The 23,781-nt window shown below is 50.4% G+C and carries 18 protein-coding genes; all 18 read left to right on the top strand.

Annotated elements, in window-relative coordinates; translation table 11 throughout:
• The first annotated feature begins 70 nt into the window (after positions 1 to 70).
• Entirely contained in the window at positions 71 to 817 is a 747-nt protein-coding gene (locus MKY58_RS25380) for a M23 family metallopeptidase (protein WP_339322569.1), read from the top strand.
• Between the two features lie 300 nt (positions 818 to 1,117).
• Positions 1,118 to 1,399: a sporulation transcriptional regulator SpoIIID gene (spoIIID, locus tag MKY58_RS25375; protein WP_036715046.1), complete on the top strand. Its 282-nt coding sequence runs from the start codon at positions 1,118 to 1,120 to the stop codon at positions 1,397 to 1,399.
• A gap of 199 nt (positions 1,400 to 1,598) precedes the next feature.
• On the top strand, positions 1,599 to 2,597 hold the full coding sequence (locus MKY58_RS25370; protein ID WP_036715062.1) for a rod shape-determining protein: 999 nt from the start codon (positions 1,599 to 1,601) through the stop codon (positions 2,595 to 2,597).
• An 83-nt stretch (positions 2,598 to 2,680) separates the two neighbouring features.
• The gene (locus tag MKY58_RS25365; protein WP_339322568.1) at positions 2,681 to 3,562 is read left to right on the top strand and encodes a flagellar hook-basal body protein; all 882 of its coding nucleotides are present in this window, start codon (positions 2,681 to 2,683) and stop codon (positions 3,560 to 3,562) included.
• 30 nt (positions 3,563 to 3,592) lie between these two features.
• On the top strand, positions 3,593 to 4,411 hold the full coding sequence (locus tag MKY58_RS25360; protein ID WP_339322567.1) for a flagellar hook-basal body protein: 819 nt from the start codon (positions 3,593 to 3,595) through the stop codon (positions 4,409 to 4,411).
• 141 nt (positions 4,412 to 4,552) lie between these two features.
• The gene (locus tag MKY58_RS25355) at positions 4,553 to 4,705 is read left to right on the top strand and encodes a DNA-directed RNA polymerase subunit beta (RefSeq protein ID WP_339325247.1); all 153 of its coding nucleotides are present in this window, start codon (positions 4,553 to 4,555) and stop codon (positions 4,703 to 4,705) included.
• 320 nt (positions 4,706 to 5,025) lie between these two features.
• Positions 5,026 to 5,463, top strand: a complete 438-nt coding sequence (gene fabZ, locus MKY58_RS25350; RefSeq protein ID WP_036715052.1) for a 3-hydroxyacyl-ACP dehydratase FabZ — start codon at positions 5,026 to 5,028, stop codon at positions 5,461 to 5,463.
• 40 nt (positions 5,464 to 5,503) lie between these two features.
• Positions 5,504 to 7,222, top strand: a complete 1,719-nt coding sequence (locus tag MKY58_RS25345; protein ID WP_212949807.1) for a phospho-sugar mutase — start codon at positions 5,504 to 5,506, stop codon at positions 7,220 to 7,222.
• A gap of 84 nt (positions 7,223 to 7,306) precedes the next feature.
• Positions 7,307 to 9,322, top strand: a complete 2,016-nt coding sequence (locus MKY58_RS25340) for a DUF5693 family protein (RefSeq protein WP_339322566.1) — start codon at positions 7,307 to 7,309, stop codon at positions 9,320 to 9,322.
• Complete coding sequence (csaB, locus tag MKY58_RS25335; protein ID WP_339322565.1) at positions 9,295 to 10,428, top strand: polysaccharide pyruvyl transferase CsaB; 1,134 nt, start codon at positions 9,295 to 9,297, stop codon at positions 10,426 to 10,428. The genes MKY58_RS25340 and csaB overlap by 28 nt, the downstream gene beginning before the upstream one ends.
• Before the next feature lie 6 nt (positions 10,429 to 10,434).
• Positions 10,435 to 11,205 (top strand): WecB/TagA/CpsF family glycosyltransferase, encoded by a 771-nt coding sequence (locus MKY58_RS25330; protein WP_036715060.1) that lies wholly within the window; start codon positions 10,435 to 10,437, stop codon positions 11,203 to 11,205.
• Positions 11,206 to 11,319: 114 nt separating this feature from the next.
• Entirely contained in the window at positions 11,320 to 12,444 is a 1,125-nt protein-coding gene (locus tag MKY58_RS25325; RefSeq protein WP_212949813.1) for an MraY family glycosyltransferase, read from the top strand.
• A 226-nt stretch (positions 12,445 to 12,670) separates the two neighbouring features.
• Entirely contained in the window at positions 12,671 to 16,669 is a 3,999-nt protein-coding gene (locus MKY58_RS25320; protein ID WP_339322564.1) for an S-layer homology domain-containing protein, read from the top strand.
• 137 nt (positions 16,670 to 16,806) lie between these two features.
• On the top strand, positions 16,807 to 17,148 hold the full coding sequence (locus tag MKY58_RS25315) for a hypothetical protein (RefSeq protein WP_339322563.1): 342 nt from the start codon (positions 16,807 to 16,809) through the stop codon (positions 17,146 to 17,148).
• 429 nt (positions 17,149 to 17,577) lie between these two features.
• Positions 17,578 to 21,111 carry a hypothetical protein gene (locus tag MKY58_RS25310; protein ID WP_339322562.1) on the top strand — a complete coding sequence of 1,178 codons (3,534 nt, stop codon included), beginning with the start codon at positions 17,578 to 17,580 and terminating at the stop codon, positions 21,109 to 21,111.
• A 96-nt stretch (positions 21,112 to 21,207) separates the two neighbouring features.
• Positions 21,208 to 21,768 carry a hypothetical protein gene (locus tag MKY58_RS25305; protein WP_339322561.1) on the top strand — a complete coding sequence of 187 codons (561 nt, stop codon included), beginning with the start codon at positions 21,208 to 21,210 and terminating at the stop codon, positions 21,766 to 21,768.
• Positions 21,769 to 21,891: 123 nt separating this feature from the next.
• Positions 21,892 to 22,164, top strand: coding sequence for an alpha/beta-type small acid-soluble spore protein (locus MKY58_RS25300; protein WP_339322560.1), 273 nt, complete (start codon positions 21,892 to 21,894; stop codon positions 22,162 to 22,164).
• Positions 22,165 to 22,497: 333 nt separating this feature from the next.
• On the top strand, positions 22,498 to 23,700 hold the full coding sequence (gene metK, locus MKY58_RS25295) for a methionine adenosyltransferase (protein ID WP_339322559.1): 1,203 nt from the start codon (positions 22,498 to 22,500) through the stop codon (positions 23,698 to 23,700).
• Positions 23,701 to 23,781: the final 81 nt, after the last annotated feature.

The following is a 23,781-nucleotide window of genomic DNA, read 5'->3' as shown; positions in this document are numbered from 1 at the left end:
CAAAAATAATATAAGAGATACGTATAAAAGGTTTGACCCCGGTAACAATGATTACTGAGGTGATAACCATATGAATGAACAAAACAAAAGTAGTCAAAACCATGGAGAAACTCCTAAAAAATCACAGGGAGAGCTGGTAAACCAGCCGTCTGCATGGAAAAAGCTGTTGTCCAAACGGTGGGTATACCCGGCAGCTTACGTGGCCGCAGCAGCAATTATACTAACCTTAGTTTGGGTCTACCAGGATGCCAGCATGAAGAACCTTCCGCAAGACCCTGCTAAAGTGTCGGAAACCGCAAACGCGCCTGCTGCTGGCGAAACCGGCAAGGACGCCAAACAAGACAAAGCCGTTGAAGTGACCGCAACCGTCGAAGACATGGCATGGCCGGTGGCCGATGCCAAGGAAATCAAAGTCGTGAAGCCGTTTTTTGAAGAAGATGGAACGCCGGAAAACAATCAGGCAGCCATGGTGCAGTACAATGACACGTTTATGCCGAACGTCGGGGTCGATCTCGGACGCGAGGACGACAAAGCTTTCGAAGTCAAAGCAGCGCTCGGGGGCAAAGTCACCCGCGTGGAGCTGAATCCGCCGCTCACCGGCACGGTCATCGAAATTACGCATGACAACGACGTCCAAACGGTGTATCAATCCCTTTCCGACGCCAAAGTCAAAGAAGGCGACACGGTGAAGCAGGGCGATACGATCGGTACGGCCGGCCGCAGCGAACTCGAAAAAGACCTGGGCAACCACCTGCACTTCGAAGTGCGTGAAAAAGGAGCGCCGGTCAATCCGGAAGAGCTTCTTCCCAAAAAATAATTAAAGCATGAGGAAAGGCAGGGAAATCCCCTGCCTTTTTTTCGTCCATTCCTTTGCTTGGCGTTTCATGCCGGTCCTTCGTACAGCGGAGCTTTTATGGGGAACCGGGACGATGATCCTTTTCCGAAGCCCGGCAAAGCGCTCGGTCGGCTTCGAACCAAGGCCCCGTTTTCCTTAGGTTTTTTGCATGCAGCGAAAAATAAATAGGCCTAAAGGAGCTTGTCAGCCCTCCAAAGCGCGAATATATAGGCACGCCCCTCATATAATGTACCAAACTATCCACAGTAGGGAGGCGGGAACGTGCACGATTACATCAAGGAACGGACTATTAAGATTGGACGTTGTATCGTGGAAACGAAGCACACGGTCCGGACTATAGCCAAGGAATTTGGCGTATCAAAAAGCACTGTGCATAAGGACTTGACCGAGCGGCTGCCGGAAATCAATCCTGATCTGGCTGACCAGGTCAAACACATACTCGAATACCATAAGTCGATCCGTCATCTACGGGGAGGGGAAGCGACAAAAATCAAATACAAAAAGACGAAAAAACGCGAAGCCGTGGCGTCGGCCAAATCGTAACGATTGGCTGGTCCAAAAGCGCCTTAAACCATTGAATCCGTCCCCTGAAGTATGATATGTTAAAAGATGGTATGAGGTCGAAAAATGTGATCCCTGCTTCCCTATATACATAATTCCTGCCGCATCTTGTCGAAAAGGGACTTCTTAAGGCTCAGGGACTCTTTTACCATAAAATATGACTTTGGGGGCTCTTTTCATGATGTTTAGCAAGGATATTGGAATTGATTTAGGTACGGCTAACGTTCTGATCCATGTCAAAGGGAAGGGGGTTATCCTTGACGAACCTTCCGTAGTAACGATTGAAAGCGATACGAAAAAGGTGCTTGCCGTCGGCGAGGACGCCCGCCGGATGGTGGGACGCACGCCGGGCAACATCGTGGCCATCCGTCCGCTTCGCGACGGGGTCATTGCGGATTTTGCCATCACCGAGGCGATGCTGAAATATTTTATCGGACGTGTGGGTGCACGCGGCTGGAGCAGCCGCCCCCGCATCCTGATTTGCGCGCCGACCAACATCACGTCAGTCGAACAGAAGGCTATCCGCGAGGCGGCCGAGCGCAGCGGGGCCAGGGACGTCTTTTTGGAAGAGGAACCGAAGGCCGCGGCGATCGGAGCCGGCATGGACATTTTCGAACCGAGCGGCAATATGGTCGTCGACATCGGCGGCGGCACGACGGATGTGGCCGTGCTTTCCATGGGCGACATCGTAACGGCTTCTTCTATTAAAATGGCGGGGGACAAGTTTGACGAGTCCATCGTAAAATATATCAAAAACAAATATAAACTGTTGATCGGCGAGCGTACTTCCGAGGATATCAAAATCAAGATCGGCACGGTGCGTCCGGGGGGACGCAAGGATGAAATGGATATTCGCGGGCGCGACATGGTTTCGGGACTTCCGCTCACGGTCACCATTTCGTCGGACGAGGTCCAGGAGGCGCTGTGGGAGCCCGTTTCCTCCATCGTCGCTGCAGCCAAGTCGGTTTTGGAACGGACACCGCCCGAATTGTCGGCGGACATTATCGACCGCGGCGTCATATTGACAGGCGGGGGAGCGCTGCTGAACGGACTGGACGAGCTTCTTTCCGAAGAACTCCGCGTTCCGGTATTGATTGCCGAAGATCCGATGCATTGCGTCGTCAAAGGGACGGGCATCATGCTGGACAATTTGGACAAGGTGGTTAAGAAAACGGTCTGAGCGTCCGATAAAAAGGTATAGGATCACGGGCCGTCGGGCTCGTTTACGGATATGCACCACCAGGAAAAGGGGGCTCCCGCTCAATGATTAGAGGATTGTACACGGCAGCCGCCGGCATGCTGACCCAGGAAAGCCGGCATGATACGGCGGTTCAAAATTTAGCGAATATCAATACCCCGGGCTACAAACAGGTGAACAGCGTAGCGCGTTCGTTTCCGGAAATGCTGCTGTCGATGGTCGGCGGCGCAAGCGATGTCCCGGCAACCAGGATCGGCAAGCTGAACACGGGGGTTTTTGCGGAAGAGGCGTTGTCGATATATCAGCAGGGCGTCATTCGGGAAAGCAGCAAACCGACCGATTTTGCGCTCGTGTCCGATATGGAAATGACCGATCCGGCCACCGGGCAACCGATCCGGTTTGACGGCTCCGGCAAATACGTGAATGCGGACGGTGAAGTTTTTTACAAGCCTGAAGCTTTCTTTACGGTGCAGGATCAAAACGGAGAACTCCGGTATACGAAGGACGGCAGCTTTAAAGTCGCCCTTGACGGCAGCCTGCTGACCCAGGAAGGATACCAGGTATTGGATAGCAATAATCGGCCGATCGTATTGACAGGCCCTGCAGACCGTTTTAAAGTGGACGAGCAGGGATACGTCCTGAATCCGGCCACCGGAGCGCGCGGGGCGCGGCTGGGCGTGGCGGTCGTGGGACAACCTTATCAGATGGTCCGCGAAGGAAACGGCGTATTCCGGATCGACGATCCGCAAGAGGCCGGCGTCCGTCCCGTCGGCGGAACGGACCGCGTTGAGGTACGCCAGCACTATATCGAGAGCTCGAACGTCAACGCGTCCGAGGTCATGGTCGATATGAATACGGCGCTGCGCGCGTACGAGGCCAATCAGAAAGTGATTCAGTTTTACGATAAAAGCTTGGAAAAAGCCGTCAACGAGGTCGGCAGGGTATAAAGCGGATATGAGGGTTAAGGGAGGTCTAACATGAACAACTCCATGATCAGCGCGATGGTGTCGATGAACGGGATTCAACGCAAACTGGATGTCATTGCCGACAATATCGCGAACCTGGATACGGTGGGATACAAACAAAAGGATACCACGTTCGAGGATACGCTGACTTCCGTGATGCAGCAGCCGAAGGACTTCAAGCAGCAGGGAAGATTTTCGCAGCTGGGATATACGACCGGCTTCGGCGTCCGTACGGGCGACGTTTTCCGTGATGTGTCGCAAGGACCGCTGGAACAGACGAACCAGCCGATGGATCTGGCGATCGAGGGGGAAGGCATGTTTGCGGTCGAAGCGGGCGGCAGACGGGCGTACACGCGGGAAGGCGCCTTCCATTTTGTTCCGGATCCGGGCGTTCCGGGATCGATGGTGCTGGTCAATAACCAAGGCTATTTCGTGTTAAACGACAAAAACCAGCATATCCGGGTGTCCGATAAGGCGAAAGTGGCCATTGACCCTCAAGGCAAAGTTCTGGTCGATCGAGGCGGCGCCATCACGACGGCAGGCACGCTTAAAGTGCTGAAGCCGCTGCGCGAAGATGAGCTTCAGCAAATGGACGGCAACCTGTTTGTCGTTCCGGCGAGCTTAAACGAAAATCAGGTGTTTGAAGTACCGGCAGCAGGAGGCCTGCCGAAGGATACGTCGATCCGTTCCGGGTATCTCGAACAATCCAACGTGGATTACATGGGCCAAATTACCGATATGATGCAAATGCAGCGCGCGTATCAGTTGGCGGCCCGGGCCATTGCTTCCAGCGATACGATGATGAGCCTGGCCAATAATATGCGGGGTTAGGTGGAAGCGGCTATGAGCGATACGAATAAGCCAACCGATCGTTTGGCGAGGGTACGGCATACAAACGATGCCGAAGGCAAGCAGGACGGGAAACCGGATGACGGGACGAAGCCTGCCAGGAAAAAAACGGCACGCTGGAGAATTGTCATACGCTGGATGATTCCGCTGTTTCTGCTGCTTGCGCTGGTCGGCGGGATGATTGTCGGATACGTCGTCATCGGCAAGCAAAGCTTGTCCGACGTGTTCAAGTGGGAGACATGGCAGCATGTCATCGATTTGGTTTTTGCTCCTTAAAGGGCGAAACATTGCAACAGAGTGACAGAAAACTCCTTCGTTCGTCCGTGGGAGTTTTCTTTTTTTGCTCGGAAAATGTATAATGATGGGGGACTTGAGAACGCCCAAAAGGGCCCTCTCCGGGCCGCGCCAATCGACTGCGGCTTGATGGAGAAAGCCCCTTATCTGAACCTTCACTTCTGCAGTTGGTGAAGGATACGTATAGTTTTTTCCGTATATTTATGTTTTTATGCAATGATAGAGGTTAGAAACGCCGTTTAGGCGCAGGCGGTAGCGGCGCCCATCGGCTCAACCCACTTTTGGAAGGAGAATTGATACTCGTGCTTAACGTTAAAGAAATCCAGGAGATTATCCCTCACCGTCCCCCGTTTTTGCTGGTGGATCGGATCGTGGAAATGGAGGTCGGCAAACGTGCGGTCGGCATTAAAAACGTGACGATCAACGAGCCGTTTTTTATTGGCCATTTTCCGGAATATCCGGTAATGCCGGGCGTTCTTATTACCGAAGCGCTCGCTCAGGTAGGGGCTGCGGCGATTTTGCAGGAAGAAAGCAATAAGGGCAAAATAGGTTTTTTGGCCGGCCTTGACGGATTCCGTTTCAGAGGACAAGTCGTTCCGGGCGATACGCTCCGTCTGGAAGTGGAAATCACCCGATTGAAAGGGAGCATCGGCAAAGGCCATGCGGTCGCGAAGGTTGACGACAAGGTGGTTGCCGAAGGCGAAATCATGTTTGCTTTGTCCGATCCAACCAAAGGTTAGACGAAACCAATATTAAAAAGACGGTGAAAGGGGAAACGATATGACGCAACTCAGCTTAACGGCAGAAGAAAACGTACGGCGCTGGTTATCCGATCCTTCGGTCGACGAAGAGACCAAACAGGAGCTGCAACAGCTGCGCGAGCAGCCGCAGGAGCTGGAAGACCGTTTTTATAAGGATCTCGAATTCGGAACCGGCGGCCTCCGCGGCGTGATCGGCGCGGGAAGCAACCGGATGAACCGTTATACCGTGGGCAGGGCCACGCAAGGTTTTGCGCGCTACATTCTTGAGCAGCACGGCCAGGCGGAAGGTACGCCATCGGTCGTGATCGCCCATGATTCCCGCCATTTTTCTCCGGAATTCGCGCTTGAAGCGGCACTGGTTCTTGCCGGCAACGGCATCACCGCCAAACTCTTTCCGTCGCTTCGCCCGACGCCTCAGCTTTCGTTCAGCGTACGCCATTTGAACGCGACCGGAGGCATCGTGGTGACGGCCAGCCATAACCCGCCGGAATATAACGGCTATAAGGTGTATAATGCCGAAGGCGGCCAGCTGGTTCCGGACCAGGCGGAAAAAGTGATCGCTTATATTCAGGAAGTCGATTCTTTTGCCGCGGTAAAACGGCTCGACCGTTCCGAAGCGGAAGCGAAAGGGCTGCTTGTCTGGCTCGGGGAAGCCGAAGACGAAGCATTCGAGGATACGGTCGCGGCGGCAAGCGTCAATCGGGACCTGATTGCCTCGAAGCTGGGCAAGGATTTTAACATCGTTTTTACGCCGCTGCACGGCACGGGCAACATCCCGGTGCGGAACGTGCTCAAAAAGGTTGGCTTTACCAACGTGCATGTCGTAACCGAGCAAGAGCAGCCGGATGCGGAATTTTCAACCGTCAAATCGCCGAATCCGGAGGAACGCGAAGCGTTTACGCTGGCGATGAAACTCGGCAAAGAGCTGCAGGCCGATATCCTGATCGGCACCGATCCCGATTGCGACCGCATGGGAGCCGTCGTGCTGAATGACAAGGGCGAATATGAAGTTCTTTCCGGAAACCAATCCGGAGCCATCATGATTCACTATTTGCTGAGCCAGCTGAAGGAAAAAGGAAAACTGCCGGATAACGGCGCGGTCATCAAAACGATCGTGACGAGCGAAATGGGCGCGACGATCGCCCGGCATTACGGGGCGCAAGTCTTCAATACGCTGACCGGCTTCAAATATATCGGCGAAAAAATGACCGAGTTCGAACAATCCGGCTCGCATACGTATTTGTTCGGCTATGAGGAAAGCTATGGATACCTTGCCGGAAACTATGCACGGGACAAGGATGCGGTGCTTGCGTCGCTCCTGATCTGCGAAGCGGGCGCTTACTATAAGGCTCAGGGCAAAACGCTCTATACCGTGCTCCAGGAGCTGTACGAGCAGTTCGGATACTTCCGCGAGAAGCTGGAATCCCGCACGCTGAAGGGCAAGGACGGGTTGGCCCAAATCCAGGCGAAAATGACTGATTGGCGCAATCATCCGCCGCAGACCATTGCGGGGGCTTCCGTGAAGGAAGTGCTGGACTATTCCAAAGGGCTGGACGGCCTGCCGCGCGAAAACGTGCTGAAATATATGCTCGATGACGGTTCATGGTTCTGCCTGCGCCCATCCGGCACGGAACCGAAGATTAAGGTGTATTTTGCCGTTCGCGGCACGTCGCTGCAGGATGCCGAGGAGCGGATCAACAAGCTCGCGGCCGAAGTGATGTCGAGGGTGGACGCCTAACACGACAAGACAAGGATAGTCCGCAAAGCCCCGGCAACTGCTGCTGCGGCTTTGCGGAGTGTTATAAACGAGGAGGTACTTTTGGTGCATCAAAAATGGCAGCACTTTAGCACGGCATCGCGCAAATGGCTGTGGATCCTGGTCGTATTGGGCATCGTCGCCGCATTGCCGGTCGCGTACGACCGATACCAAACGGAATCATCAGCGAGCAATGTGGAGCTGGTATTCAACTACCGCGGCTTGGCCGAGGTGGCTTCTTACCACGCCCATCCCGAGCAATTTTTGCAGGAGCAGCTGGATAAATTAAAAGCGGCCGGCATCACAAGCATGGCCATGTTTGAAAGCACGCTGGACGATTTCAAAAAATCGCGGCGTCTGATGGTCTATAACGCCCAAGACATTGCGCAAATGACGCAAAGCGTCGTGCCGACCGATGAAAACTTCACGTACATTCTGTTTACCAATGAAGAGAATGCAGGCCGGTTAACGCCTGTTATCGAAGATACGTTCAAAAGTCTGGATATCAACGTGAAACCTTGGGAGTTCCATGGCCAGAAAGGTTTGATCATCGAAACGTCGCCGGAGGACGCCGCGCTCAAACCGATGCAGCCGGATCCGATCGCGTTCGAAATGCTGCGCAGCAAAGGATTCCATATCGTGCCGCGCATGTCCGACAGCCTTCCTTACGACCAAGAGGCGATGGAGAAGCTGCTTGCTTATTATGAAGCCAATGACGTCAAACGGATTTTGTTTGAGGGAGACTCGGTCAGAGGGTTTAACGATAACGAAGACAAAAACAGCCTGCAAAGCTTCGCCAATCTGCTGAACCAGCACGGCATCGGCATTGCGGCCATCGAAAACACGAAAAAACCGCAGGCGGGCATGTCCACGCTGGCGTATAACATCCATTATAATGTCGTCCGGCTGTACTCTTTGAGCGATAAAGACGCGCTCCTGGACGAGAACACGATCGCCGACCGTTTTGCCTTGGCGACCAAAGACCGGAATATCCGGATGCTTTACATCAATACGGCGCCAAGCCGGAGCGCATCCAAAGCGATGGTGACCGATTCGATCGACAACATCATCAAAAGTTTGAAAGAGCCAGGCAACGCCATCGAACAAATGGAGAAAAACGGTTTCCATATGGGACGCGCAGAAGCTTTCCATATTACCGATTCTTCCTTGCAGCATTATTTGAAAATGGTCGTCGTGCTTGGCGGAGTCGCTTTTGTGGCGCTTATGATTTCTTATTTCCTGCCGCTGCTTACTTTGCCGGCTTTTGTGCTCGGTTTGATCGGCAGCGCGGGGCTGTATGTGCTGAAGCCTACGCTGTTTGAACAAGCGCTTGCTCTGTTCGTGGCCATCAGCGGCCCAACGGTGGCGATGATTCTTGCGGTACGCAAGATCAATGCCCTTAACGGCGCGGATTCGGAACTGGCAACGGGGCGGCGCGTGACGCATGCCATCGTGTTGTACATCAAAACGGCCATTATTTCCATGGCGGCGATCCCGTTTGTGATCGCGCTGCTCAACAATATTACGTACAGCCTGGTGCTGAACCAGTTCCGCGGCGTCAGCCTGCTGCATGCCGCTCCGATTCTGCTTATCGCCGTGTTCGTCATTTTGTACCGCGGCGGCCAGCCGTTCCGTCAGATCGGCAAGCTGTTCAGAACGCCGATTACGCTGCTGTGGGTCGTCGCGGGCGTCGTGATCGCCGGCGCCGGCATGTATTATTTGAGCCGGACAGGCAATGCGGGCAAAGTCAGCTCGATCGAAATGGTGATGCGTACGTTCCTGGAAAATACGTTCCATGTGCGTCCGCGTAACAAGGAAATCGCCATGCATCCGCTCTTCCTGCTTGGCATCTTCCTGTCGATTAGATACCGCAATGCCGTTTACATCATGATTTTCGCCGTCATCGGCCAATTGTCGATGGTGGACACTTTTGCCCATATTCATTCGCCGATGAAAATTTCGCTTGCCCGCGACCTCCTGGGTCTGGGAATCGGATTTATCCTCGGACTGATCGCTATCGTGGTATGGCAAATCGCGGAAGGATGTTGGAAAAAATGGTCACCTCGCCTGAAACAACAGTAGTCATTTCGGGGTATTACGGCTTTAAAAACAGCGGAGACGAGGCCGTGCTGCAGTCCATTCTGACGGCGCTGGAAGAACAGGGGAAGCAAGCGGGGGTCAAAATCACTCCCGTCGTGCTCTCGATCGATCCGGCATGGACGTCGTCGACCTACGGCGTGCGGGCGGTTCACCGGATGAAGCTGGGCGAAGTGAGAAACGCCCTGAAGAATAGCAGCGGCTTGATCAGCGGGGGCGGAAGCCTATTGCAGGACGCCACCGGAACCAAGACCATTCCGTATTACCTGGGGATCATCAAGCTGGCCCAATGGTTAAACAAACCGGTGTTCATATACTCCCAAGGGATCGGCCCCGTGAACCGTAAGCTGTTTTATCCGCTGATTAAAGGAACGTTCAAAAAATGCGAATACATTTCCGTTCGCGACGAGCAATCCGCGGAGCTGCTGCAAAGCATGGGGCTGGAGCGGGACCGGATTCAAGTGGTTCCCGACCCCGTGATGGGGCTAACGCCTGAAACGGAAGGCTTGGCTGCGCTTGCCTCGGATGAAGAGCCGCAGCTGCCCGTCATCGGCATTTCCGTCCGTTATTGGGATGCGGAGCGCCGGGAGCTGCGGGCGATTGCCGAAGGGCTTCGGGAATTTTGCCAAAAGCAGCCCGCCCACCTGCGCTTTCTGCCGTTTTATTTTCCGGGCGACGAAAAGGCGTCGCAGGAAATCATTGAGCAGCTCGGGGATCTCGCTGCCAGCGGAAGCAAGGTGTCGGTATGCCGGGAGGCGGTACATCCGCGCCACATGCTGGCCGAAGTGGGTCGCTGCGACCTGGTCATCGGGATGCGGCTTCACAGTTTGATTTACGCCGCTAACCGGCAGGTGCCGCTGATCGGCATTTCGTACGACCCGAAGATCGACCATTTCCTGAAAAGGCTCGACGTTGAGCCTGTCGGAACGAGCAGTTCGCTTTCCCCCGCGGCGCTTGCGTCGGAAATCTCCAGGCTGTTGGCCGGCGCGGAGCGGTGGAAGGAAGAGGCCAAACCCCGCATCGACAAGCTGAAGCGGGAGGCGCAGGAGCCTGCGCGGCACATCATTGAGTTTTTGAGCAGTAAAGGATAAGGGGATTTGACCGTGAACCAATTCGAACAGATGCCTACGGTTCCCATCTACGGTTTGCAGATTTGCAGATGGGGGATGGAGGACACCGTTAAGTATTTAACCCATAAGTTGCAGTCGGAAGAGCGCAAGCCTATACAGGTAATTACGGCCAACCCGATCATGGTGATGAAAGCTCTGGAAGAGCCGGATTACATGCAGGTGATGAAAAACGCCGAGCTGCTCGTGCCGGACGGTACCGGCGTCGTGTGGGCGGCCGCAAAAACGGGAATGCCTGTCCAGGAACGCGTGGCCGGGTTCGACCTTTTACATGAACTGATGAGAGTCGGAGAAGACTACCATTGGAAGGTATACTTGCTCGGTTCGACGCCGGAAGTGATTCAGGCCGCCGCGGAGCGGTTACATCTGCAATATCCGGGCGTCGAAATCGCGGGCTACCGCGACGGTTATTTCAAGGCGGAACAGGATGCGGAGGTCATCGCGGAGATTCGCAAGGCTGCGCCGGATATTTTGTTCGTCGCGCGGGGGGCGGATACGCAGGAACCATGGATTGCCCGTTATAAGGAACAGCTTGGCGTTCCGCTTATGATGGGCGTCGGCGGAAGCTTCGACGTCATCTCGGGCAAGTCCAAACGCGCGCCGAAGCTGTTCCAAAAACTGCGTCTCGAATGGTTCTACCGGCTGCTGAGAGAGCCGACGCGGGCCGCAAGAATGCTTGCGCTGCCGAAATTCGCCCTTAAAGTGATGCGGGATAAAGAAAACGTGACGAAACCCAGATAAAAGACGCTTATGAACTGCAAAAACCCGATTTTTTGCTGAAAAACAGGATTGGTTTTATTTTTTTGATGAGAGTATAATTCAATCCGGTAAAGAAAATGGGGGTTGAACGTACACATGTTAATGATAGCCATCATCGGATGTATCGTGTCATTGGCTTTGGCACTGCTGTTAACGCCGCTGGTGAAAAAACTTGCGATAAAGATCGGCGCCGTCGATGTTCCGAACGCCCGAAAAGTGCACACGAAAATCATGCCCCGGCTTGGCGGATTGGCGATATTTTTGGCATTTATGCTGTCCATGTTTGCCGTCCTTCCATTTGTCGCAGATCAGTTTTCCGCTCGGGATGCGAATTTTATTAAAGCCTTCTTGCTTGGGGGATCGCTGATCGTCCTGACCGGCGCCTTGGACGACCGGTTTGAGCTGTCGGCCAAAGTGAAACTGCTTGGACAAATCATTGCCGCGTGCATCGTCGTTTTCGGCTTTGGCATCACGGTCGATTTTGTGAATATACCTTTTAACGATTCCTACTCGTCGCTCGAAAGCTGGATTGCCATCCCGCTCACGATTTTCTGGATCGTCGGCGTCACGAACGCCATCAACCTGATCGACGGTCTGGACGGGTTGGCCGCCGGAGTATCGGGCATCGCGATCGGAACGATTCTGGTCATGTCCCTGCTCATGGGCAACCTGACCGTTGCGCTGCTCTGCCTGCTGCTGCTTGGCGCGATCATCGGATTCCTGTTCTTCAACTTCCATCCGGCACAAATTTTCATGGGCGATACGGGTTCGCTGTTCCTCGGCTTCTGCCTGGCGATGTTGTCCATGCTCGGATTCAAGCAGATCGCGATCGTTTCGTTTATCACACCGCTGATCATTATCGGCGTGCCGCTGTCGGATACGTTTTTCGCCATCGTGCGCCGCTGGATCCAGAAGAAACCGATTTTCGCCCCGGACAAGGGTCACCTGCATCACTGCTTGCGGGAAATTGGCTTCAGCCACCGCCAGTCTGTCCTCATCGTATACGGCATCGCCGCCTTTTTCGGCGTCCTGGCTGTCATTCAGTCTTCCGCCGCGATGTATGAAGCGAATTGGGTCACCTTCGTCGTCATCTGCGTGATGATGTTTTTTATGCAAATCGGCGCCGAGGTCATCGGCCTTGTCGGCAAGACGAAACGTCCGATTCTGGACTTGGTTGCAAGGCTTAGGATGAAGGCAAGCGCGGAGCGAGGTTCGAAGTGAAGTTTTAAGGACATGGATTCATGCCATTATATTTAATTTATATGGAGAACGCTGCACTGAGGTGCGGCGTTTTTTTATTGCTTTTTGACGGACGGGTGCGGCCATGAATAAAGCGATCAAGTTGGATGCTCGTGAGGAAAGGTTTTTTTATTGTTAGCTTTTTCTAAATTATCGATAGATTGGTGCCGATAAATTAGATAAATGCATAAACAGGAGGGAAATGATTTTGAAGAGGATCCTATCTGTATTTTTGACGGTAGCCCTGGTCATAGGTTTGTTGCCGGCTTCCTTTGCGAGTAAGGCAAGCGCAGCGCAAGCCGGCACCTTTTTTATTTTTCCGAACGAACAGTATGACGCCAACTCGGCGCGCCTTGTTAATGAAGACCGCGTCAGCTTGACGGGTACGCTGAACGGAGTCAATGACAAGCAAATCTCCTACAGCGTATACCAATTGACGAAGAAGGCGGACGGAACGACTTCCGTCGTCAACTCAAACGAAGGACAGACCGGCAATATCATCGTCAACAACGGCAAAATCACGGTGTCCAACATTAAGCTGTTTTCCGGATTGAACCGGATTACGTTTAAAGGATTGCAGGGGACGACGCAGGTCGAAGATTCGATCTATGTCGAGTACCGCAACGGCCCGACGATTTATGACCTGAAAGCCAATTTGGTGGACGGCAGCCAAGCCGTGGAATTGAAAGAAGACAGCCCGGCCGTATTGACGGCTTCCGCGGGAAGCCCTGCGTATGGCAAGACCAAAACGGATATCAGCATCTCCGGTTATGCGCCGAGCGCGGATAAAGTGACGGTCGAGGTTAACGGACGCAGTTGGACTTATACGGTGTCGAGCTACAACAACTACAAGTTTTTTGCTTCGCCGATCAATGTCAACAGCGGAAGCAACATCGTCAAAATCAAAGTTTTGAATCAAAACCAGACGCTTGAAACTAGCCGCGAAGTTACGTTTTATAACGGCAAGGTCACCTTTTTTGACGTAAGAGCGACGGACGGTACCGACGTATCGGCAGATCTGTCGTCTTTCCCTAACTTCAATGTAAGCAGCACGAAAATTACCGTCAAAGGTAAAGCAATTATCCCGATCAAAAACGGTCAATTGCCGGATGTGGCAGCTCCTTCGACCTATTTGGGGTACGCGTTTGCCGACGGGGCATCCGGCAGCGGAACCGCGCGCGTGACCGTGCTCGAGAGTGCCAACGATTACATGATGATCGAGTTCTCCGACGTGGCTCCGGTTTCGGCGCAGTTCGACAGCCTGATCAACGTGACGCTGACAGCTGCAGACGGCACGACCGGTGCAGGCATTAGTTCGACGGTCGGTTTAACCTTAAGAGACAAAAACAAGCCTTTTATCCAGGAAGTCAATTATTTGTCCGGTTACAGCAGCGGCATGAGCCCGTCGCAGATCTTGAACCTTTCGGGGACTTCGATGAACGGCGCCAACATTTTCTCCCTGCCGATCGCCATGGAGGTTTTGGTCGCGAACGGGGCAAGCGTCAATAACATCACGATCACCGGCATCACGGATGCCAAAGGCAACGACCTTACGCCATTCAGCCAGCCGGTTGTCCTGGCCTCCGAAAGAGTCGTTAGAAACATTAACGGCAATCAGGTCGAACTGCAGCGCATCATCATCCGGGTAGACAAGCTTCCCGCGGCAGGCTATCAGAAGATTACCTTCCAGGCCAACAATGTGGCTGCCGACCCCAAAGGGTCTGAGCTGACCGTTCCGGTTACGCTGCTTTACGGCCCTTATGTGCAGTTCACATCGCTGTATGACGACATGAAAATCGAGATGGATACGAATAATCCGAATCTGAAAGACAACGTCATGAAAGACGTGGATTATTTCAAAGGGCAGCTGATGAACGTCGCCAACGACACCGAGATCAAATACAGCGGCAAGGATCAGACGATCTTTTTGTATATCAACAATACGCTCGTGAGTCTTGAACCCACGGATCGGAACGACCCTTCGAAGTTCAAAATCGCCTCGGCGGACGAAAACAAAGCTTACACAGCATTGTTCCCGGGCAACAATATCATTAAATTCGTGTTCAAGTCTCCGAAAAATTCGTATGAAAAATCGATCAATATCAGCTACGTGCCTTTGAACGTACCTGTGATTCCGGTACCGGATTCCGTAGGGGTATTCCCTTACAGCATTGACAATACCGACCCGGTTCCTGACAACAACGACAAGAAGTTCGAAAAGACGGGTTCCGTCTATACGACGACCGAGAAAAAGATGAACGTATACGGAACGTTCGATTTCATCGATTTGGGCCAAACCAAAAGCGCGGTGGACAGCAAGCTTTCCACCAATTCAGCAAGCAACTCGGAATATATGCTTAAAATCTCGACTCCAACGACGGATGGCAAAACCCAAGAATATACTTGGTCCATGGATCAAAGATTTTATGCATTAAAAAGCCCGGGCGACGTATTTAACAGCTCGAACGGCAATACGAATCCGAACCTGAACGTTTATTATGATTACGACACCCAAACGTTCAGCTTTAAGCTTTTGAATCAATCCTTGCCGCTGAACGGCAGCCCGATCGTATACAACATCACGGTGTATAACAGCGGGGAAGGCGGTCCGACGGCAACGTTCCGACTCGAAGTCACTTATAAAACGGCACCGTTCCAGATCATTCGTCCGCTTGAAGGCAGAAGACTGGTGAACCAGAACTTCGTCGAGGTCATCGTTTCGTCCGACAACGCATCGAAAGTGATGATCGGAAAGCAGGAAGCGAAGAAGTCCGCTTTTGACGCGGATTACGATCCGTCCAACGGCATCGATTACCCGAACGCTTATCGGGCGATCGTTAAAGATCTCAAGCCGAACAAGGACAACAAAATCGACATTACGGTATTTGTCGGAAACGATCAACTGAAAGACTACATTACCGTCAAATACGTGCCGACAAGCATTCCGGGCGCGCAATATTTGGAAACGATGAAAAGCTCGCACAAAGCTTTTGACGGCAATTTGACGTTAACCTTTCCGAAAGGTGCAAGCCTGATCCGGAGAGATTACAACGTGGCCGACCAGTTCAAAAACCAAGTGTTCTCCGGGCATGATATTTTGTTCGCCATCGCGAACAGCGAGGACGGCGTCGTAGACCGCCGCGAATTCGAAGTGCCGGTTGCCAATTTCGATAATGAAATCGCGCTGGGCAAACAGCTCTTTATCGGCAACTTCCAGCAGCGGTTTGTCAAATCGAGCCCTGTATTCTGGATTGATCCGGGAACGGCCGACGATATCAACACGGACAAGGTATATGACCCGATTACGCATGGTTCCGACCCATACCAGCTTCCGGGGTCCGAAGTGCGAAGCTTCTATAATAGAGAAAGCATGAACGAGCTGGTTCCGTCCAAACGCGGGACGCTGACGCTCACCTATGACGCGAATATTACGCAGGACGCGGGACGGCTCGTAACGGTATTCCGTTTTGATCCGGAGCTGCAGAAATGGGAAAACATCGGCGGCGTCGTGGATCCGAAAAAACATACGGTTAAAGTGCCGTTTGACCGCTTTGGCTACTACGTCGTTGCCAAATTAGGTTATTCCTACAACGATGTCGTGCAGCATCCGTACGGCCGGGATTATATCGAAACCATCTATGCCAAAGGCGTCATGAACGCCTTCGATCCGTCGGAACGTTTTGGAACGGATTTGTATATTTCCCGGGCTGAATTCGTGCGCGCGATCGTCAGAGCGCTGGAGATTCCTTTGAATTACCAGGGACCTAAGCATTTCTCCGATATTCCAAGCTCGCTTACGAGCATTAACGTCGACGGTCTATGGGATTTCAGATATATCGAGACCGCGGCGCGCGAAGGGATCACGAGAGGGGCGCAGCCGCAGTTCTTCGACGCGGAAAGCGCCATTACCCGCCAGGACGCTTCGGTCATGATCGCCAAGGCGCTCAACCTGAAGCTTGAGACCGACCGGGCGAAAATCACGAAGGATCTCCAAAAATATTTTAAAGACTATGCAAGCATCGATTACTACGCGCAGCCTTCGGTTCTGGCCATCGCCAAAAAGGGCTTCATCCAAGGTTCGCCTGTCGATCCGGCCGATCCGAAACGGGGTAACATGTTTAATCCTACCGCCAATATGCTGCGCGGAGATGCCGCCATCATTATGGGCAAAGTCATGGCAGACCTGAAGAAGCTGCCTAAGATGTAAGCATGAAAAAACAAACAGCGGGAGCCGGCAATTCCGGCTCCCGTTCTATTTCCAATTACAATTCTTTGTAATTTGTCGAGGATTAGGATACAATGACGTAGAAAACAATTTATAATTTAAAGGGTGAAGGCTATCTTATGAAACCGATCTATTCCAAAGCTCAGTTGGACTATATGAAAGCAAAGACCAAATTTGAGAATAAGGCCAGCACATTGGAGAAAAAGATTGAGATGACTCGCAAAACGAGAGAAATTACTCAAGAAGTTATGGAAGGCCTTGTAATGGAAACGGGCTTTCATGATGCCTATAACGAACTGCTGCAATCCGAAAACGCACTGATCGAGTGGTCCCACACCACGATCAAACACGAGAAGACATACCGCGAAAACAAACAGCCGATCGAGCAGATGTATGAGAACCTGAACTCCAGTCCGGAGATGCGCGCTCAGATCATCGAGCTGGCCATGAAAATTCGTTAATGTTTTGTAACCGATGATACGTAAACAGGAAGCTTAAAGAACGCCGTCCGGCGTTCTTTTTTTATTTCCAGTTCGCAAAGGCCTCGTGCTTCCACATTTTTCATGTACAGGCCCTTTGTATCCGCTTCAAAAATTTCGGGTAACAAATTTGAAATTTTTTAAAAAAGAGTGCAACTTTTTAAAACCTTGTGCGTCTAAGATATAGAGTCAATTACGATGGGCGAATCCAACAATGACCTGAAGAAGAAATTTGTCTATGATTTAGAAAAATGTTCTTTACGGCACCTTGGCCCCATTGTATAATACTTAGGTAGGATTAGGAATCTACTCTATTTTTGTCGTATTCCAAGTTTACCAGTTTCTGTGATCTCGTCACAGACATCATTTATATGTAACTCTGCTCAACTCGGGAAAGGGGGTGCAACGACAATGAGTAACAAGAGCTACCCAATTAAAGAAAACTCTATTGTGATGAAAGTTCAAGGAGGAGAACAAAAGGTTATGAAGAAAATTTTGACAGTCGCTTTGTCTACAGCAATGGCATTCTCCATGTTTGCTTCTGTAGCATTCGGTGATTCCGCAGTATCCGTACAAGAGAAATATGATTCCCTGAAAGCTAAAGGAATCTTCAATGGTTACCCAGACCAACAAGCTCACCTGGAAAGAGACATGACTCGCGCTGAGTTCGCGAAGGTCCTGACTAAACTTCTGGGCCTGAAAGAAGTCACTGGCACATTGTCTTACAAAGACAAAGGCTATGACGCTAAAAACTGGGCTGTTCCTTACATCGAAGCAGTAACTGCTGCCGGTATCATGGAAGGCCAAGACAAAGTAAAACAAATCTTCAACTACAACGGTAAAGTAACCGTTCAAGAAATGGCGACTGCATTGGTTCGCGCGCTGAAAATCGAAGTTCCGGCTAATGCTGACAACAGCGCATCCGCTTGGGCTAAAGGTTATGTGCAAGCAGCAATCGACAAAGGTCTGATCGCTAAAGACCTGAACTTCCAAGCTAACGCTACTCGCGAACAGCTGGTTATCGCTGCTTACCAAGCAGAGCAAATCATCAACCTTTCCGTAAAGGAATACAAAATCGCTGACAACGGCAAAGACATCGAGTTCACACTGAGCTCCGGCGAAGTTGTAAAAGTAACTTTGGAAAAAGCTCTTGAGCCTAACAAAGAAACTGAAGTTAAATTCAAAAACGCTGCTGGCCAAGAAATCACTGCAAAAGTGACTTGGGTTGTAGAATCCGCAACTAAAGTTTCGTCTGCTTCTTCTTCGAACCTTAAAGAGGTTGATGTAGTATTCGACGGCAAAGTAGACAAAGCTAGCGCAACTGATAAGGATAACTACAGCATCAATAATGGTGCAAAAGTGGTTAAATCCGCTGCTCTCCAAGCTGATGGAAAAACAGTTCGCCTCTTGCTGGCTGATGGATACGTGTTCGTTCAAGGCACTGATTACACTGTTAACGTGAAAAACGTTAAGTCCTCTGCAGGGAAAGTGCTGAGCACTCAAGAAGTGAAATTCACATCTGCTGACAATACTTTGCCAACTGTTTCTGAAGTGAAAGCCCTTGGAAACAAAGCGATCAAAGTGACTTTTTCTGAACCAGTGAAGAATGTTGCATCCAGCAACTTCCAATTGGATGATAAAGCATATGTTGGTAATGTAACAAAAGGCGCTAATGAAAGAGAAGTTGTGCTTCAACCATATTCCGGAAGTTTGGGGATTGGAGCTCATAAGTTGACTGCTGCATTGGTTGAAGATTATGCAGGCCTGAAATCTTTGTCCGCGACTAATGATTTCACAGTTGTTGAAGACAAAGAAGGTCCAGTTGTTTCTGAAATCAGTGCAACTTTGGAAAAAGTAACTGTAACATTTAATGAAGAAGTTGATCCGGCTAGTGTGACTAGCGATAGCTTCTACTGGAAGTCTGGCGATACCAAGAAAACAGGTAAAGCCACCCAAATCGCAGGTAATGTTTATGAAGTAGATTTTACTGCAAACCCGCTTCCAGGTTATGAAACTACACTCTATATCAACGTGAAGGATTATAGCGGTAATGCCAACGCAACTGTTGAACATAAAATTACTGCTTCTGTTGACTTGACACGCCCTAAAGTGTCTAGCGTTGCTTATGGTAAAGATGGAAACAATATTCTGACAGTTAAATTCGACAAAGCTGTTTACGGTGATGTTAAGGGTGCCTATAAAATCACTAAAGGTGACAACACGTACCCTGTGACTAGCGCTGAAGCAGCTCCTGGTTCCGATAACAAAGTGTTCTACCTGACTACTAGCAGTGGCCTGGGCGATGGAGAATATACTTTGAAAATTAGTGGAATCAAAGACAGAACAGTTCTTGGTAATACGATGGAAGACTACACCACTACTTTCAAGGTTGACGATGTTACACGTCCTTCCCTTAACAAGGATATCGATGCTAACAATCTGACTCGTACAATTGTTGTTAACTTCGATAAAAAAATGGATCTGGCAAGCATCACTGATCGTGGCAACTACTACCTCGATCTTAACCTGAATGGTAACAATGTAACTAAATCGTTGCCAGCCGAGGTTTCGATTCGTCCAATCTTGGAAGGTCGCGCAGTTCAACTCGTGTTCCCTGAATACATTGACGGAAACGTACCTACTTCTTTCAGTGAGAATGGTAACGGCGGTTCCGTTAAAGCGATCACTGTTGTAGGTGTCAAATCTGCTGCTGGTAATATCCTGAACACAACGTATGCTCCAAAGGCAATCGCTGTTAAAGATGCAACTCCAACAAAAGCTGTACAGAAGGACTACAGAACGATTGAGGTTACTTTCGATCAAGCGATTTCTCAAGCTTATGCTTCTGATTTCACTGTATCTGGTTCTTCCATTTCTTCTGTAAACATCGCAGACAACGGGGATGTTGTAGTTATCAAAACTGCTAACGACCTGTCCGCATCTGGTTCTGATGTTATAGTTAAAGCTAACAGCAACTTGAGAACTTATGCAGGCAACAAAGTTGTAGGTAAAACACTCTCTACTACTAGCACTGTAGCTCCTAAACTTGTTAACGGCCCGATCTACAGAGAAGGTAACAAAATTACAGTGCCATTCACGACAACTTTGAAAACAGAAAATGCTAATCTGTTTGGCTTTGACCTGACAATTAAACAAGCTGACATCAAAGATACTCCTGCACTTGTTGCCGGTGTAGATTACTTGACAGATTGGAGCAAAGACGGAGTAGTTGTTAATTTGACTTCTTCTAAAGCTCAAACTTACACTGGAACCTATACAGTTCAAGTTAACGATGGAGCGAAATATATTGCTGCATTGAACGGTGAAACTGCTGTTAAATCCGATCCAGTAGTTGTAACTAATAAATCGACAACAGCACCAGATGCAGTTACAATCAAAACTATTAGTGCAACAACTCCTGGTTCTGATGCTACTCCAGCTAAAGGTGAAATGACCCTGGATAGTAAAAAAATTACTTTGACTGCTAAAACAGATGGAAAGGAATATAACGATTATGTAGTAACTGTAAGTTATAATTCTTCCAATGTTGAAGCTGGCAAAGCAGTTGCAAGTATCAACGATAATGTTATCACTGTAAAAGGCAATGCTACTACAGTGTTGGCTGTTGCTAATGCATTGAAAGACAATGCAAAAATTGCTGAGTTGTTTGATGTAGCAACTGACGACGTTGCACCTGGAACAGCATTGACAGCTAATGGTACTGTTACTACAGCAACTGGTAAAGATGCGGTAGCGCCAACTGTTACTTTGACAGCCGACAACAAAGTGACTAAATTCAATTATGTTGCTCTGTACACATCTTCTGATAAGAGCGGAACGCCTGTAATTGTCTCCAAAGACCAAGTATCCGTTTCTGATAAAACACTGGTAGTTGAATTGCCTGCTGGCACTACTGCTACCTTCCATTCGGCTGAATTGCTCTAATTGTTATTTCCCAATTAGCAGTTGAAGTTCGAAATATCCCGTAGCAATTTGCTACGGGATATTTTATTTATATAACATACAGAATAGGAGTAAGAAATGACCAAAATTTCAAAAAAAATCTTTGCTATCACTGCAATTGTTGGAAGCTTCGCCCTTGGCTCCATCTTCAACATCACCGCCCAAGGCGCTAGCTCTGTAGGCCAACCCGGCACAGCCGACGACCCCGTCGTCACCAAAAGCTACGTAGACCAGCAAATCCAAAAAGCACTAGGCGGTGGCGGTAACACGCCAACAACGCCGCCAACAAATCCAACTACTCCGACGACACCACCTGCAACGGAGAAGCCAAAGCCATCCGATAAAGACGAAACCACCGTCGTTGAAAATACGGTGTCGGTTGTGACGCTGAAACCAGGCGAAAAGCTGATTGCCAAAGCCGGTACCGAATTTATTATTCGCAGCGGCAAAGGCGTTATATACAGCGAAGATGTCAACGGCGTTGCCGATCTGACGGACGGGAAAGATATTGCCAATGGACAACCTGTAGGGAATAACCATTTGCTTTCATTTCCGAGAGAAGGACGCGGCATCATGGTGCAGGATGGCAACAAATACAATTTGATTGTCATGGTACGCGGTGGATATTCGATTCAATAATGTACGATAACGTGTACTTATAATCATATTTTTGCCAAAAGTAACAATGATTTATACGTCTATTGTGATGCGAAATACAGATACTATTCCTGCAGTACCAACCATGCAGGAGGTGCATTTTCAATGGCTAGATCAAATAATCGTAAGGTTGTTCCGGAATCCAGAAACATGCTGAATCAAATGAAATATGAAATTGCAGCGGAGTTGGGGCTGGGTTCGGCTTACGGTTCTTCCGGCGGTTCTGCGGACACTGAATTTGCCGGAGAGTTGGGCGAAGTTGGCGGATTCGGCGGTAGAAGTTCTTATGCCGGCCATTTGAGTTCGCGTCAAAACGGATCGGTTGGCGGGGAAATGACGAAACGCCTCGTTCGCCAAGCACAGCAAAGCTTATTGTAATCCTAACCCATCATTTGAATTCGAAAGCGCTATACAAAAACAAAAGATTTCCTCAGTAATGGGACACGATGATCCGGTAAAGGGAACGTCTTTTTGCAAATATAGGATTGATTCTCCTTTCGTTGACATAGGTTGACAAATGCGTTAATATGTCCATTGAGGATTGTCAGCAGCCTTTTCCTGCCTGGGAAAAGGTTCATTTTTTGTGTGGGACATATTTATTGATTATTTTTATAATCGAAATCCACCACCACCGCGATCCGCGGTGCAGCTGCAAAGGAAGTACGTCGAAGACGTTTTTCTCAATATTCTGATCCTTAGGAGGTTGAACCTATGTCTGTAAAAGGACGTCATCTGTTTACTTCAGAGTCCGTTACGGAAGGACATCCGGACAAGATTTGCGACCAAATCTCCGATGCGGTGCTTGATGCTTTTCTGGAAAACGATCCATACGCTCGCGTCGCGTGCGAAGTGTCGGTTGCGACGGGCCTTGTGTTGGTCATTGGCGAAATCAGCACCAAATCCGAGTATGTCGATATTCCAGCTATTGTTAGAAATACCGTGAAAGAAATCGGGTATACTCGCGCCAAGTTTGGCTTCGATTACAATACGATGGCTGTGTTGACATCCCTGAACGAGCAGTCTGCGGATATCGCCCAAGGCGTGAACGCTGCCCTTGAAAGCCGCGATCCTGCCCAAGTGGACAAAGAAACGGAAAATATCGGTGCAGGCGACCAAGGTCTGATGTTTGGCTTTGCGACCAACGAAACGCCGGAGCTTATGCCGCTCCCAATCGCGCTTTCTCACCGTATTGCACGCCGTTTGTCCGAAGTCCGTAAAGACGGCACGTTGGACTACCTCCGTCCGGACGGTAAAACGCAAGTAACGATCGAATACCTGGACGGCAAACCGGTACGCGTAGACACGATCGTCGTGTCGACGCAGCATTCCGAAGATGCCACGCTGGAACAAATCCAAGCGGATATTAAGGAAAAGGTTATTCTTCCGGTCGTACCGGCTGAATTGCTGGATGAGGAAACGAAATATTTCATTAACCCGACCGGACGTTTCGTCATTGGCGGACCGCAAGGGGATGCCGGTTTGACAGGCCGCAAAATCATCGTCGATACTTACGGCGGTTACGCACGCCACGGCGGTGGTGCATTCTCCGGTAAAGATCCAACGAAAGTGGACCGTTCCGCAGCTTATGCAGCACGTTATGTCGCGAAAAACATCGTTGCAGCCGGTCTCGCCGACAAATGCGAAATCCAGCTTGCTTACGCGATCGGCGTAGCTACGCCGGTGTCCATCAGCATCGATACGTATGGCACGGGCAAAGTCAGCGACGAGAAGCTCGTTGAGCTGATCCGCGGCAACTTTGATCTTCGTCCTGCGGGCATTATCCGCATGCTCGATCTGCGTCGTCCTATCTACAAGCAAACCGCTGCTTATGGTCACTTTGGCCGTACGGACGTGGATCTGCCATGGGAACGCGTGGATAAAGCGGAAGAGCTTAAAGCCCAAGCGGGTCTGTAAGCTTCTAATCTTTTATAATTCAAATGCAACCTCAGTTTGGCTGGATGCCGGGCTGGGGTTTTTTTACGTGGAAAAGAAAGC

This window comes from Paenibacillus sp. FSL W8-0194 (genome assembly GCF_037969745.1).
Taxonomy (GTDB): domain Bacteria; phylum Bacillota; class Bacilli; order Paenibacillales; family Paenibacillaceae; genus Paenibacillus_AQ; species Paenibacillus_AQ cookii.
This window is presented reverse-complemented; position numbering and strand designations above follow the sequence as displayed.